Consider the following 12,743-nt stretch of genomic DNA (forward strand, 5'->3'; position numbering starts at 1 on the left):
ACGGGACCTGCCACGGATCGGCAACCTCAGCCGTTGGCCGGGAACATCGGCTTTGCGTCGGCAAAGTCGCTCGGATAGACGACCTTGATCTGGCCCTTCTGAACCTGCGTCGAAACCGGTGCGGCACCCATGTTCTGGCCGTTGACGAATTTCGTCTCGCCATAGGGCATCAAATGGTCCTTGAAGGTCGAGGTGTTGAGCGCCTCGATGACCTTGCCGCGTTCGGCAGCTCCCGCCCGTTCCAAAGCATCCGCCAGCAGGCCAACGGAGGAGTAGTTCAGCGGGATGTTGTAGTTGTACGGCTTGCCGGCGGCTTCGACACGGGCCTGCACCGCCTGGGATTTCGCGTTGCGCGGATCGTACCAGTGATTGCAGTCCATCACGCCTTCGGCCGCTTCCGGGAATTCGGCGACGAAACGGCGGTTGGAGGCCGCACCGTTGAGGACGGCGTAGACGGCCTTCGGGCGGACGCGCTGCTGCTGCATGGTGCGGGCCAGCAGAACGGTTTCGCCGTAATAGGTGCTCGGGATGATGAGGTCCGGATTGAGGCTGCGCAGACGCAGCGTCACGTTGGAGAGGTCGCGCGAAGGTGTCGGCACCGCGATCTGATCGAGGATCTCGAAACCGTATTTCGGCAGTTCGGTCGCCATCAGCTTGGCAAGGCCAGAGCCGAACAGGCCGTCTTCGTGCACCAGCGCCACGGTCTTTGCCGGCTTGCCGGCGGCCTCGTTGATGCGCACGAGGTTCTGGATCGCGGCGGCGGTGCAGATTGAAAAGCCGGGGGCAAAACGGAAGGTGTTCTTCAGACCGCGTCCGGTGATCTGGTCGGACACGCCGACATCCACCAGATAGGGCAGGTCGTAGCGCGAGGCAGCCTGCGAGGCGGCAAGGCAGATGGGGCTTGCAAAGCCGCCGACGATCCCGATGACGCCCTCTTCCTGCATGCGCTCGACTTCCTGCGTGCCGGCCTCCGGGTTGGAGCGGGCATCGCCGAACACCATCTGCAGCTTGGCGCCGCCCAGCGACTTGATGCCGCCGGCCTTGTTGATGTCTTCAATGGCAAGCTCCGCGCCCAAGCGGCCATACTCGCCGTCCTGGGCCAGCGCCCCGGTCACCGGCTGCAGAATGCCGACCTTGATCGGCGCGGGTTCGGCGGCGCGCAGCACCGCGGGTGCCGAGAGCGTGGCAAGGGCTGCGGCGCCGCCCTTGAGGATGGTTCTACGTTTCAGATGGGTCTCGACCAGTGTCATGTGTTGTTCTCCTCTTGAGGGGTGGCCGCTTCTCGCGGGCATTCTTCTTGTCGTTATTTTCATTGGCCTCGGTCAGGCCGCGGCTGTCGGCCGCCGTCCAGCGGCGCGCGCCGCGGTCGCCTGTGCGGGCAAGTTCCATGTGGAAGGAATAGCGGTCGGGACGGTAGAGCGCCTGCAGGTGCTCGATACCGCGTCCGGAGGCCTCGTAGACCACGCGGGTCATGGAGAGGAGCGCCGCACCGATCTCGACATCGAGGGCAGCCGCGACGTCCGGGCTCGCCAGCGTCGCCCCGATGATCTGCTGGGCCTTGTCGGCGACCAGACCGGAGCGCTCCAGAAGTTCGAGCAGCGGCGTCGAGGCCAGGTCAGCCTCGGAATAGGAAATGCCGATGCGCTCCGGAACATGGGTCACGAGATAGGAAAACGGCTGCCCGTCGATCAGGCGCACGCGAATGGAGCGCTGCAGCCGCTCGCCAGGCTCGAGTTTCAACTCCTCGGCCAGAGCCGGCGTGGCGTTGACATACGAGAAGGCAATCAAACGCACGCCGGTTTTGCGGCCCATCTCCACCAGATGGGTCAGCGCATTGGCAAGATCGGCCACCACCGGCATGCGCGCATGCCCGCCGCTGACGAAGGTACCGGAGCCGGGACGGCGTTCGATCATGCCGTCGCTTGCGAGCTTGTCCAGCGCCCGCCGGACCGTGACCCGCGAAACCCGGTGCTCCTGCGCCAGTTGCGGCTCGCTCGGAAGCTTCGCCGAATCCGGCACCTCGCCGCTCAGGATCTGTTCCCGGAGCAGAAGATAGAGCCGGTGGGCCTTCATGGGCTCTGCCGTCGCGGCGGTTCGTGTCATTGTCTGTCTTTCCTGGAAGACATTTAGTTGTTCTATAAAAGATACAGATTTCTGTCTTGTCAATTGGTTTTCCGTGGGCGGAGCGTCACGGTCCGTGCACAGTGGGCACAAGCCAGGGGCGGGTAAGGGAGTCCTGCGCCTGAAAGGCCTCGATAGCTGACGAATGGCTCATGGTCAGGTCGATATCGTCCCAGCCGTTCAGCAGCTTCGTGCGCCAGACGCGATCGATGCGGAACGGGATGACGAGGTTTGCCGCCCAAATCTCGCAGGTTTCGAGATCGACGCGGGCGGTGCCATCGCCGCTTTCCAGGCCGGCCAGCAGCGCCTCGCCATCTTCCTCCGTTACCGTGGCCGGCAGCACGCCGTTGTTGACGGCATTGCTGGCGAAGATATCGCCGAAGGACGGGGCGATGACGCAGGCAAAACCATAATCGGCGAGCGCATAGACCGCCGCTTCCCGCGACGAGCCGCTGCCGAAATTGCGCCGCGTCACCAGGATTTTCGCACCCTGCCAGCGTGGCATGTTCAGAGGGCAATCCGGTCTCGGCTGACCGCTTTCGTCAAAGCGCAGGTCGTGCAGCAGGTAGTCACCGTAACCATCGGCACGGGAGCGCTTCATGAAACGGGCCGGGATCAGCTGATCGGTGTCGATGCCGGAAAGCGGCAGCGGACAGGCAATTGCATCGAGACTTTTGAAGGCGTCCATTCAGTGCTCTCCCGTCAGGCCTGTCTCGCGACCCGCCAGAAGCGGGCGCATGTCGGTCAGGTGTCCGGTCACGGCGGCGGCGGCGGCCATGGCCGGCGACATCAGGTGCGTACGGCTCCCCGGCCCCTGGCGCCCCCGGAAGTTCCGATTGGTGGTGGAGGCGCAGCGTTCGCCGGGCGGCACGAGATCGCCGTTCATGCCGACGCACATCGAACAGCCCGCATCGACCCATTCGAGCCCGGCCTCCGTGAAAATCCGGTCGAGACCTTCCTCTTCCGCCTGCCGCTTGACGACCGCCGAGCCCGGCGACACCAGTCCCGGTATGCGGGCGCGCCGCCCGGCAAGAACGGCGGCGGCGGCGCGCAGGTCCTCGATGCGGCTGTTGGTGCAGGAGCCGATGAAGACGCGATCCACGGCGATCTCCGTCAGCGGCTGGCCCGGTTGGATGCCCATATAATCTAGGGCTTCGCGCACATGGGCGGCGCGGGCCGGATCGTTCATCCGGTCGGGGTCCGGTGCGCTGGCGGTGATCGGGGCAGCATCCTCGGGGCTGATGCCCCAGGTCACGATGGGTGCGATCTCGCCCGCATCAAGCACGATCTCCCGATCGAACGGGGCGTCTTCATCGCCCAAGAGCGCTGTCCAGCTTTCGACGGCTCGATCGAACATCTGGCCCGCCGGGGCGTAGGGCCGGTCCTTCAGATAGGCGAAGGTGGTCTCGTCCGGCGCAATCATGCCGCAGCGTCCGCCGGCTTCGATGGAGAGGTTGCAGAGCGTCAGCCGGCCTTCCATGGTGAGCGCACGAACGGCGCTGCCGGCATATTCGATTGCGTGGCCGGCGGCCCCATCGGCGCCGATGGTAGCGATCATCGATAGCGCCATGTCCTTGGCGAATACGCCTGGAGGAAGCTTGCCCTCCACACGAATGCGCATGCGTTTCGGCTTCTTCTGCCAGAGCGTCTGGGTCATCAGCACATGCGCCACTTCGGAGGCGCCGATACCGAAGGCGATGGCCCCAAAGGCGCCGTGCGTTGCGGTGTGGCTGTCGCCACAAACCATCGTCAGTCCCGGCAGCGTCAGGCCCTGTTCGGGGCCGAGCACATGGACGATCCCCTGGGCCGGATCGGAAAGGCCGAACAGCCGAAGACCATGCCGAGCGCTATTGTCGCGCAACTGGCGGATCATGTTCGCGATCGCCGGATCAATGGCCGTCAGGTCCCGTGTCCGGGTGGGAACGTAATGATCTTCGATGCCGAAGGTGAGATCCGGTCGGGCGACCTTGGCGTCGCGTGACCGGAGCTTGTCGAAGGCGTGAAACGAGCCTTCGTGCAAGAGATGCCGATCGATGAAAAGAAGACATTGCCCGTCTTCCCGCGCTGTCACGACATGCTGATCGAACACCTTGTCGAACAGGGTCCTCGGACCCGCTTCGGCTCTGATACCCATTCCCGTCTTCCTCGCTCGGTGCCGGAATTTAGGCATGAGCGCGACTGGAAATCAAATGTTGTTTTAAAAATAATACAGCTTAATGTTTCTTCAAAGCGGCAGATAACTGTCTGGTAGGGGAATGGAGCCGATCGTGTCCCAATGTGTTCGTGTTGCAGAACAAGCCTTCGATTACCGGGTGCCGCTCGTTGTCATCGGGGCGGGGGCAGCGGGCCTTGTGGCAGCCCTGTCTGCCCATGAGGCGGGCGAGGAGGTGCTCGTTCTGGAGCGCGATCCCCTGCCGCGTGGCTCGACCGCCCTGTCGGCAGGTCTTGTTCCAGCCGCCGCCACACGCTGGCAAAGGGCCGCCAGCATCGTCGATACACCGGAACTCTTTGCGAGCGATATTCTCCGGAAGGCGCATGGGGAACCCGACGCGCAGATCGTCGATCACGTCACCCGCCTTGCCGGACCGGTGCTCGAATGGCTGGCAGACCGCCACGATCTCAAATTTTCGGTTATCGAGGATTTCAGCTATCCAGGCCATTCGGCACGCCGCATGCACGGACTTGTCTCGCGCTCCGGTGAAGAACTGATCGATGCCCTGCGGGCGGCTGCCGAAGCCTGCGAGATTCCGGTGATTTGCGATGCGCATGTGACGACGCTCTTCGCCGATGAAACCGATCGTGTTCTCGGGCTGGCCTTTGCGCGGCCCGACGGAAGCGTGGAGGAGATCGGCTGCGATCGGCTGATTCTTGCCTGCAACGGCTATGGTGGCAATCGGGCGCTGGTAGCCGAGCACATTCCGTCGCTCGCGGATGCCACCTATTTCGGCCATGCCGGCAATCAGGGGGACGCGTTGTCGTGGGGGCAGGCGCTCGGTGCCGCCACCCGTCATCTGAATGGCCACCAGGGGCATGGTTCGGTTGCCCATCCCGCCGGCATCCTGATTTCCTGGGCGACGATCACCGAAGGCGGCTTCCAGGTCAACAGTCAGGGCGAACGCTTTTCCAACGAGGCAAAGGGCTATTCCGAACAGGCTGCAGAAGTGCTCAAGCAGCCGGATGGCGTGGCCTGGACCGTCTTCGATGCGCGTATCGCGGCGATCACCCGGCAGTTCGAGGATTTCCGTCGTGCCGAAGCGATGGGGGCGGTGCTTTCTGCCGACAGCCTGCCGCAACTGGCCGTGCGCATGGGCCTGCCCGAAGAGGCGCTGCGGCGCACTGCCGAAGCGGTCGATGCCTGCAAACAGGCGGGTGCGGAGGATGGCTTCGGCCGCGATTTCGCCGGATCACAACCCTTGTCCGCGCCCTATTGCGCCGTCCGCGTCACCGGTGCTCTTTTCCACACCCAGGGTGGGCTGGTCATCGATACGCAGGCCCGTGTTCTGCGTCCCGATGGTACGCCCCTTCCCAATCTTTATGCGGCCGGCGGCGCGGCATGCGGTGTCTCCGGCAACGACGCCTCCGGCTACCTCTCCGGCAATGGTCTGCTGACGGCCGTGACCCTGGGACGGACGGCTGGGGCGACCGTTGCGGCAGGACGCGGTTAGACGACGGCGCCGTCACCGCCGCACGATGTGCGGATGTTGCAAGCCTCCAGTCGATCCATTGCCGTTGTCAATCGAAGTGCGGTGGGAAGGCATTATGTTCGTCGTGGCCTGCGTGCGTGCAGGTCCACCCGTTTGCGTCACGCCCTAAAGGTTGTGGACGGCCTTGGCGCTGCAGCCTTGCTATCTCCCTCTGCCCCCGCGTCACAAAAATCCTCAAGAGGCGCTCACAAGCGCGCTTGACAAGGCGGATCTAAAATGGATTCAGTAAAGCGCTTTACTAAAGCGGTTTACAAGATTGCCTTGAGAGACTTTAAAGTCCGGTGGCAGGGGAACGGGAGCATGTTGAATGGCGCCCATGCGCGCAACCAGCCTAAAGGACGTGGCCCAGGCGGCCGGCGTATCGGTTGCCACCGTGTCGCGCCTGTTGAACGGCTCGCTGGAATTGCCTGCCGAAACCAAGGCACGCATCGATACGGCGATCCGCGAGCTCAACTACGTCCCCAATCCGCATGCGAGGCGCCTCAGCCGCGGTCGGTCCGACACGATCGGACTGGTGGTCCCGGATATCGCCAACCCGTTTTTCGGCGTGCTTGTGGCTGCGGTTGAAGAGGCGGCAGACCAGCAGGGTCTCGCGGTATCGCTGTTTGCGACGTTGAACCGTACCGGCCGCGAGCTGTCCTATCTGCGGCTGCTGGCCCGCAATCACGTCGATGGCCTCGTCTTCATCACCAACCATCCTGAAACCGACGAACTGGCCGAGCTGATCAATGCGACCGGCAAGGTGGTTGTCGTGGACGAAGACGTGCAGGGCGCGCTCGTTCCGAAACTGTTCTGCGATAATGAGCAGGGAGGGCGCCTGGCCGGCGCGCATCTGGCCGACCATGGCCATCGGCGGGTTCTCTATGTCGGAGGCGCCGACGACATGCTGAGCGCACAGCGCCGCTATCAGGGCTGTCTGGCCGCCCTCTCCGCGCGCTTCGGCAGCGATGCCGCGCTTCACCGGTATTGCGGCGACTATACCGTTGAATTCGGTCGTCACGCCGCTCGGCAGTTCCTGGCGGAAGGCCGCCCCGCCAGCGCGATTTTCGCGAGTTCCGACGAAATCGCTATCGGCATGATGGAGGTTCTGCGGGCCGAGGGAATTCGCATTCCGGACGACGTGTCGATGATCGGCTTCGACGATGTCGCGCCGCTGCATCTCTTCGCGCCGGCTCTGACAGCGATCCGCCAGCCGGTCCGGGCCATCGGTCAGCGCGCGCTGTCGCTGCTTCTGGAAACCAATTGGGACAAGCGATCTGCCTCCGCCACGGAGGAATTGCTGCCCGTCGAAATCGTCGTGCGGAACTCCGTTGCGCCGCCGTCGACCACATAAAAGCAACGCACAATAATCAACAGAGGACGAACACAATGACATTCATGAAACGCAGATATGTTTCCGCAGCACTCGCGGCCACGGTGCTGGCGGGCGTGAGCCTCTCGGCAGGCCTGGCCTCGGCCGCGGAAAAGACGATTGCCCTGGTTCAGATCAACCAGCAGGCGCTCTTCTTCAACCAGATGAACGAAGGTGCTGAGAAGGCCGCCAAGGACGCCGGCGTCAAGCTGGTGATCTTCAACGCCAACAACGATCCGGCCGCACAGAACAGCGCCATCGAGACCTACATCCAGCAGAAGGTGGATGGAATTGCCGTGGTTGCCATCGACGTGAACGGCATCATGCCGGCCGTCAAGCAGGCGGCGGCTGCCAACATTCCGGTCGTCGCCATCGACGCCATCCTGCCGGATGGCCCGCAGAAGGCGCAGATCGGCGTGGACAACGCCAAGGCCGGCGCCGACATGGGCAAGTTCTTCCTCGATTACGTCAAGTCCGACATGGGCGGCAAGGCGAAGATCGGCGTCGTCGGTGCGCTGAACTCCTTCATCCAGAACGTTCGCCAGAAGGGCTTTGAGGATACGCTGAAGGATCAGGCGGGCATTACCAAGGCCGGCGTCGTTGATGGCCAGAACGTGCAGGATACGGCGCTTTCGGCGGCCGAAAACCTCATCACCGGCAACCCGGATATGACCGCGATCTACGCCACTGGCGAGCCGGCTCTGCTCGGCGCCGTCGCCGCTGTCGAAAGCCAGGGCAAGCAGAAGGCCATCAAGGTTTTCGGCTGGGATCTGACCAAGCAGGCGATCGCCGGTATCGATGCAGGCTATGTCGCCGGCGTCATCCAGCAGGATCCGGCCGCCATGGGGGCCGCCGCCGTGAAGGCCCTGAAGACGGTGTCCGACGGAGGCACCGTCGAGAAGACCATCGCCGTGCCGGTCACCATCGTGACCAAGGCCAATGTCGAGCCCTACCGCGCGGTCTTCAAATGATTGCCGACGGACAGCACTCAGCCGCTGTCTCCGGCGCCGGGGGAGTGCCCATCCCCCGGCAACCCGGTTCGACGGCTCCGGCGCCGCGGATTTCCCTGCAGGGCATTCGCAAGACCTTCGGCTCGCACCAGGCACTTCGCGGTGTCGATCTCGATATCTACCCCGGCGAATGCCTCGGCCTTGTTGGGGATAATGCTGCCGGTAAGTCAACCCTCACCAAGGTGATTTCCGGCACCTATATCCCGGATGGCGGCACGATCACCATGGATGGCGAAGAGGTCCGCTTTTCCGGTCCGGCGGAGGCGCGCAACCGCAACATCGAAATGGTCTTCCAGGATCTGAGCCTGTGTGACCATATCGACGTGGTCGGCAATCTTTTCCTCGGTCGCGAAATCACCAAGGGGCCTTTCCTGGATCGTCCGACCATGCTGACGGAAGCCCGCAAGATGCTGGATGCGCTGGAAATTCGCATCCCGCGGCTGACGGCCAAGGTGGAGAAGCTTTCCGGCGGACAGAGGCAGGCCATCGCGATTGCGCGTGCCGCCTCCTTCAACCCGAAGGTTCTGATCATGGACGAGCCGACCTCGGCGCTCGCCGTGGCGGAGGTGGAAGCGGTGCTTTCGCTGATCAACCGGGTGAAGGCGAAAGGCGTTTCCGTCATCCTGATCACCCACCGTCTGCAGGACCTCTTCCGGGTCTGTGATCGCATTGCCGTCCTGTACGAGGGCACGAAGGTGGCGGAGCGGCAGATCGGCGAGACCAGCCTGGAAGATCTCGTCAAACTCATCGTGGGAGATCGACATTGACCGTCTACACTGAACGGGCCAAGGGATCGCCGGTGGCGGATTTCGTCGCCGAGAACGCGCAGGTTCTCTCGATCGCGGTTTTCTTTTTCGCCTGCATGGCCTTCTTCACCGTCACCACCGATACCTTCCTCACGGCGGGCAACCTGTTGAACGTCGTGCGGCAGGCAGCGCCGATCCTGATCGTGTCCGTGGCGATGACGTTTGTCATCATCACCGGCGGGATCGATCTCTCCGTCGGCTCGATGGTGGCCCTGATCAATGCGGTGGGTGCCATCCTGCTCGCGGCGGGCTATCCCTGGCCACTGGTCCTGGTCGCCATGCTGATGCTGGGCGGGGTGCTGGGCCTCTTGCAGGGCTGGTTCATCGCCTATCAGGGCATTCCGGCCTTCATCGTGACGCTGGCCGGTCTTTCCATCCTGCGCGGCGTGGCGCTCTACATCACGCAAGGCTATTCGGTGCCGATCCCGGATGCGCCGGGCTTCTTCTACCTCGGTCGCGGGGACCTGTTCGGCATGCCCGTTCCGGCCCTGATCGGGATTGTGGTCACCGTCATCGGTTATGTCGTGCTCTCCTCGACACGTTACGGTCGCCGGGTGGTTGCCGTCGGGTCAAACCTCGAGGCGGCGCGCCGGGTCGGCATGCCGGCCAAGTGGATCCTCGCCTCGGTCTATCTGGTGGCGGGCGTGGCGTCCGCCATCGCAGGCCTGCTGATTGCAGCGCGTCTGGGGTCGGGCTCCTCGAATGCGGCGGTCGGTTTCGAACTGCAGGTGGTGGCCGCCGTCGTGCTTGGCGGCACCTCGCTGATGGGCGGGCGCGGCACGATCCTCGGCACGGTGCTCGGCACCATGACGATTGCCGTCATCGGCAATGGCCTCATCCTTCTGCACATTTCGCCTTTCTTCACGCAGATCGTCACCGGAGCGATCATCCTTGCCGCCATCTGGCTGAACACCCGGATCTTTACCACCAACTTCCGCTTCGGCGGAAAGAAGAAGGGGTGAGGCCATGGTCAGTGAACTGTCGGAAGGTCATGTGGGCTCCGGTCATGTCATGACCGTGTGCGGTCCGGTGCCGGTGGAGAGGCTCGGCGTCACGCTGATGCACGAGCATATCCTCAACGATTGCCGCTGCTGGTGGCATGCGCCGAAGACGCCGGAGCGGCAATATCTGGCCGAAGGCTTCGTCTGCATGGAAATCCTCGGCGAACTTCGCCAGGATCCCTTCGTCAACAAGCACAACATCACGCTGGATGACGAACCGCTGGCGATTGCCGAACTCAAGGATTTCGCCACTGCTGGCGGGCACACGGTGGTGGAGCCGACCTGTCAGGGCATCGGGCGCAATCCGCTGGCGCTGAAGAGGATCGCTGAAGCGACGGGCCTCAACATCGTGATGGGGGCGGGCTATTACCTGGCTTCCTCCCATCCGCAGAAGGTGGCGACACTCAGCATCGATCAGATCGCCGACGAGATTGTCGGCGAGGCGATCCATGGTGTCGATGGAACGGGCGTCAGGATCGGCCTGATCGGCGAAATCGGCGTCTCGGCGGAATTCACCGCGGAGGAAGAGAAATCGCTGCGCGGCGCGGCGCGGGCGCAGGTTCGCACCGGCCTGCCCCTGATGGTGCATCTGCCGGGTTGGTACCGGCCGGGTCACAGGGTTCTCGATGTTGTGGAAGAGGAAGGTGCTGATCTTCGCCACACCCTTCTCTGCCACATGAACCCCTCGCATGAGGATATCGACTATCAGGGCGAACTGGCAAGCCGCGGCGCCTTCATCGAATACGACATGATCGGCATGGATTTCTTCTATGCCGACCAGCAGGTGCAATGCCCGAGCGACGAAGAGGCGGCCCGCGCCATCGTTACGCTGATTGAACGAGGGCATCTCGATCGTATCCTGCTCTCCCACGACGTCTTCCTGAAGATGATGCTGACGCGGTATGGCGGCAACGGTTATGCCTATATCCTCAAGCATTTCCTGCCCCGCCTGAAGCGGCACGGGCTGGACGACGTTACCCTTGACACTCTCATGCGGGCCAACCCGCGCTCGGTTTTCGAAGCGCAGGCCTGATCAACGACGGAAATGAAAGTCATGACGAAAAAGGTTCTTCTCGTTGGCGAAAGCTGGGTCAGCTCCGCCACCCATTACAAAGGTTTCGACCAGTTCGGCAGCGTGACCTTCCACCTCGGGGCAGAGCCGCTGGTGAAGGCGCTCGAAGGCAGCGACTACGACCTGACCTACATGACCGCCCATGATGCGGTAGAAAAATTCCCTTTCGATATGGCGGGTCTCGACCTTTACGACGTGATCATCCTCTCCGACATCGGCGCCAATTCGCTGCTGCTTCCGCCGGCCGTCTGGCTGCATTCGAAGACGGTGCCGAACCGGCTGAAGCTGATCAAGGCCTGGGTGGAAAAGGGCGGTGGCCTGCTGATGGTTGGCGGCTACTTCTCCTTCCAGGGCATCGACGGCAAGGCCCGCTGGCGCCGCACGCCGGTGGAAGACACCCTGCCGGTCACCTGCCTTCCCTGGGATGACCGTGTCGAAATTCCGGAAGGGTCCAGCGCCCACATCGTGAAACCCGATCACCCGACGGTGGCAGGACTTTCCGGTGAATGGCCGCTGCTGCTCGGCGTCAACGAGGTGGAGGTGCGCGAGCGCGCCGATGTCGAGGTCGTCGCCCGTCTGCCGGAAGATCAGGGCAGTCACCCGCTGCTCGTCACCGGTTCGTTCGGCAAGGGCCGCACGGCCGCCTGGACGTCCGATATCGGCCCTCACTGGCTTTCGCCCGCCTTCTGCGAGTGGGAAGGGTATGGCAAGTTGTGGAAGAACATTCTCGGCTGGCTCGCAGAACCGCGCTGATGTGACGTCAGGCGGAGAGGATCTCCTTCATCTCCTCTGCCGTCGGAAAAGCCAGGCGCGTTCCCCGGCGGCTGACGGTGATAGCGGAGGCCCGAGCGGCCTCTCGCAGCGCCTGTTCGTCGATGGCGCAACTGCGCCGCAGGGCAGAGGCAAGCGCGGTGCCCATGAAACAATCTCCGGCGCCGGTGGTATCCACGGCCGGGGCCGGCGTTGCGGGCACGTGGCAGGCCGTGTCCGCCGTGACCAGCATCGAGCCCTCTCCCCCAAGGGTGAGGACGACGGTGGAAACGCCTTGCTGCAGAAGAAACCGACCGGCTGCGTGATCCGTCCGGTTCGTCAGTGCAGCGGCTTCGCTCTGGTTGAGGAAGGCGATGTCTATCAGGGGCCAGAGCGTCGGAAACCACGGCTGAAGGGGGGAGGGATTGAAGGCGGTGCACATGGAGATCTGCCGGGCCAGTTTAAGAGCCGTGAACGTCGCAGCTTCGGTGAGGTTGCCCTGCAGGGCGAGAAGATCTCCAGCCTTTGCCGCTCTGAGGCTGTGGGCGATATGGTCCGGTGTGAAGGCGGCGGCGGCTGCCTGCGTGGTGATGACCGAGTTTTCGCCATCCGGCGTGGTGAGGATGATGGAGAGGTCGCTCGCCACCCCCGCGACGCTGATCAGTTCTGCCGTCACCGGCTCCTCTGCCAGCGTCTCTCGAATGGTTGTCGCGCGGTCGTCCTCTCCGATGACGGCGGTGAAGGTCGTCGGCACGCCGCAACGGGCCATCACGATCGCCTGGTTGCAGCCCTTGCCGCCGAGATCGCGGGAAGCCTGGGTACCAAAGATCGAAACGCCTGGCTCCGGCAGGGCAGAAATGGAATAGGTTTCATCGAGTGCGACATTGCCGATGATAAAGGCACGCATGCTAAACTTTCGGAAGGACAA

The 12,743-nt window shown here is 63.4% G+C and carries 12 protein-coding genes; 7 read left to right on the top strand and 5 right to left on the bottom strand.

All coding sequences use genetic code 11. The features are described from left to right. Positions 1 to 26 precede the first annotated feature (26 nt). From G6N78_RS22780 to leuC, 4 genes are all read right to left on the bottom strand, one after another. Positions 27 to 1,250 (bottom strand): ABC transporter substrate-binding protein, encoded by a 1,224-nt coding sequence (locus tag G6N78_RS22780; protein WP_165224298.1) that lies wholly within the window; start codon positions 1,248 to 1,250, stop codon positions 27 to 29. Continuing rightward, on the bottom strand, positions 1,219 to 2,103 hold the full coding sequence (locus tag G6N78_RS22785; RefSeq protein ID WP_165224299.1) for a GntR family transcriptional regulator: 885 nt from the start codon (positions 2,101 to 2,103) through the stop codon (positions 1,219 to 1,221). Before G6N78_RS22785 ends, G6N78_RS22780 begins: the two co-directional genes overlap by 32 nt. 85 nt (positions 2,104 to 2,188) lie before the next feature. Further along, positions 2,189 to 2,809, bottom strand: a complete 621-nt coding sequence (gene leuD / locus G6N78_RS22790; protein ID WP_165224301.1) for a 3-isopropylmalate dehydratase small subunit — start codon at positions 2,807 to 2,809, stop codon at positions 2,189 to 2,191. Continuing rightward, on the bottom strand, positions 2,810 to 4,255 hold the full coding sequence (gene leuC / locus G6N78_RS22795) for a 3-isopropylmalate dehydratase large subunit (protein WP_165224303.1): 1,446 nt from the start codon (positions 4,253 to 4,255) through the stop codon (positions 2,810 to 2,812). Positions 4,256 to 4,376: 121 nt separating this feature from the next. Here leuC and G6N78_RS22800 point away from each other — a divergent pair, with 121 nt between their 5' ends. The 7 genes from G6N78_RS22800 to G6N78_RS22830 all read left to right on the top strand — a co-directional run bounded on the left by G6N78_RS22800 (position 4,377) and on the right by G6N78_RS22830 (position 11,818). Further along, positions 4,377 to 5,786, top strand: a complete 1,410-nt coding sequence (locus G6N78_RS22800) for an FAD-dependent oxidoreductase (protein WP_165224305.1) — start codon at positions 4,377 to 4,379, stop codon at positions 5,784 to 5,786. 346 nt (positions 5,787 to 6,132) lie between these two features. Continuing rightward, the gene (locus tag G6N78_RS22805; protein WP_165224307.1) at positions 6,133 to 7,158 is read left to right on the top strand and encodes a LacI family DNA-binding transcriptional regulator; all 1,026 of its coding nucleotides are present in this window, start codon (positions 6,133 to 6,135) and stop codon (positions 7,156 to 7,158) included. A 35-nt stretch (positions 7,159 to 7,193) separates the two neighbouring features. Beyond that, entirely contained in the window at positions 7,194 to 8,147 is a 954-nt protein-coding gene (locus G6N78_RS22810) for an ABC transporter substrate-binding protein (RefSeq protein WP_165224309.1), read from the top strand. Further along, positions 8,144 to 8,953, top strand: coding sequence for an ATP-binding cassette domain-containing protein (locus G6N78_RS22815; protein ID WP_165224311.1), 810 nt, complete (start codon positions 8,144 to 8,146; stop codon positions 8,951 to 8,953). Before G6N78_RS22810 ends, G6N78_RS22815 begins: the two co-directional genes overlap by 4 nt. Then, the gene (locus G6N78_RS22820; RefSeq protein WP_165224313.1) at positions 8,950 to 9,954 is read left to right on the top strand and encodes an ABC transporter permease; all 1,005 of its coding nucleotides are present in this window, start codon (positions 8,950 to 8,952) and stop codon (positions 9,952 to 9,954) included. The genes G6N78_RS22815 and G6N78_RS22820 overlap by 4 nt, the downstream gene beginning before the upstream one ends. 4 nt (positions 9,955 to 9,958) lie before the next feature. Next, the gene (locus G6N78_RS22825) at positions 9,959 to 11,026 is read left to right on the top strand and encodes a phosphotriesterase family protein (protein WP_165224315.1); all 1,068 of its coding nucleotides are present in this window, start codon (positions 9,959 to 9,961) and stop codon (positions 11,024 to 11,026) included. Between the two features lie 21 nt (positions 11,027 to 11,047). After that, positions 11,048 to 11,818: a glutamine amidotransferase gene (locus G6N78_RS22830; protein WP_165224317.1), complete on the top strand. Its 771-nt coding sequence runs from the start codon at positions 11,048 to 11,050 to the stop codon at positions 11,816 to 11,818. A gap of 7 nt (positions 11,819 to 11,825) precedes the next feature. Here G6N78_RS22830 and G6N78_RS22835 read toward each other — a convergent pair whose 3' ends face one another. Beyond that, positions 11,826 to 12,722: a ribokinase gene (locus tag G6N78_RS22835; protein ID WP_165224319.1), complete on the bottom strand. Its 897-nt coding sequence runs from the start codon at positions 12,720 to 12,722 to the stop codon at positions 11,826 to 11,828. Positions 12,723 to 12,743: the final 21 nt, after the last annotated feature.

The sequence above is a fragment of the Allorhizobium pseudoryzae genome (genome assembly GCF_011046245.1).
GTDB classification, from domain to species: domain Bacteria; phylum Pseudomonadota; class Alphaproteobacteria; order Rhizobiales; family Rhizobiaceae; genus Neorhizobium; species Neorhizobium pseudoryzae.

What these genes read in the sequence shown, in the direction of transcription:
- G6N78_RS22780 (WP_165224298.1), bottom strand. Translation starts at nt 1,250, where the DNA reads ATGACACTGGTCGAGACCCATCTGAAACGTAGAACCATCCTCAAGGGC.
- G6N78_RS22785 (WP_165224299.1), bottom strand. Translation starts at nt 2,103, where the DNA reads ATGACACGAACCGCCGCGACGGCAGAGCCCATGAAGGCCCACCGGCTC.
- leuD (WP_165224301.1), bottom strand. Translation starts at nt 2,809, where the DNA reads ATGGACGCCTTCAAAAGTCTCGATGCAATTGCCTGTCCGCTGCCGCTT.
- leuC (WP_165224303.1), bottom strand. Translation starts at nt 4,255, where the DNA reads ATGGGTATCAGAGCCGAAGCGGGTCCGAGGACCCTGTTCGACAAGGTG.
- G6N78_RS22800 (WP_165224305.1), top strand. Translation starts at nt 4,377, where the DNA reads ATGGAGCCGATCGTGTCCCAATGTGTTCGTGTTGCAGAACAAGCCTTC.
- G6N78_RS22805 (WP_165224307.1), top strand. Translation starts at nt 6,133, where the DNA reads ATGGCGCCCATGCGCGCAACCAGCCTAAAGGACGTGGCCCAGGCGGCC.
- G6N78_RS22810 (WP_165224309.1), top strand. Translation starts at nt 7,194, where the DNA reads ATGACATTCATGAAACGCAGATATGTTTCCGCAGCACTCGCGGCCACG.
- G6N78_RS22815 (WP_165224311.1), top strand. Translation starts at nt 8,144, where the DNA reads ATGATTGCCGACGGACAGCACTCAGCCGCTGTCTCCGGCGCCGGGGGA.
- G6N78_RS22825 (WP_165224315.1), top strand. Translation starts at nt 9,959, where the DNA reads ATGGTCAGTGAACTGTCGGAAGGTCATGTGGGCTCCGGTCATGTCATG.
- G6N78_RS22830 (WP_165224317.1), top strand. Translation starts at nt 11,048, where the DNA reads ATGACGAAAAAGGTTCTTCTCGTTGGCGAAAGCTGGGTCAGCTCCGCC.
- G6N78_RS22835 (WP_165224319.1), bottom strand. Translation starts at nt 12,722, where the DNA reads ATGCGTGCCTTTATCATCGGCAATGTCGCACTCGATGAAACCTATTCC.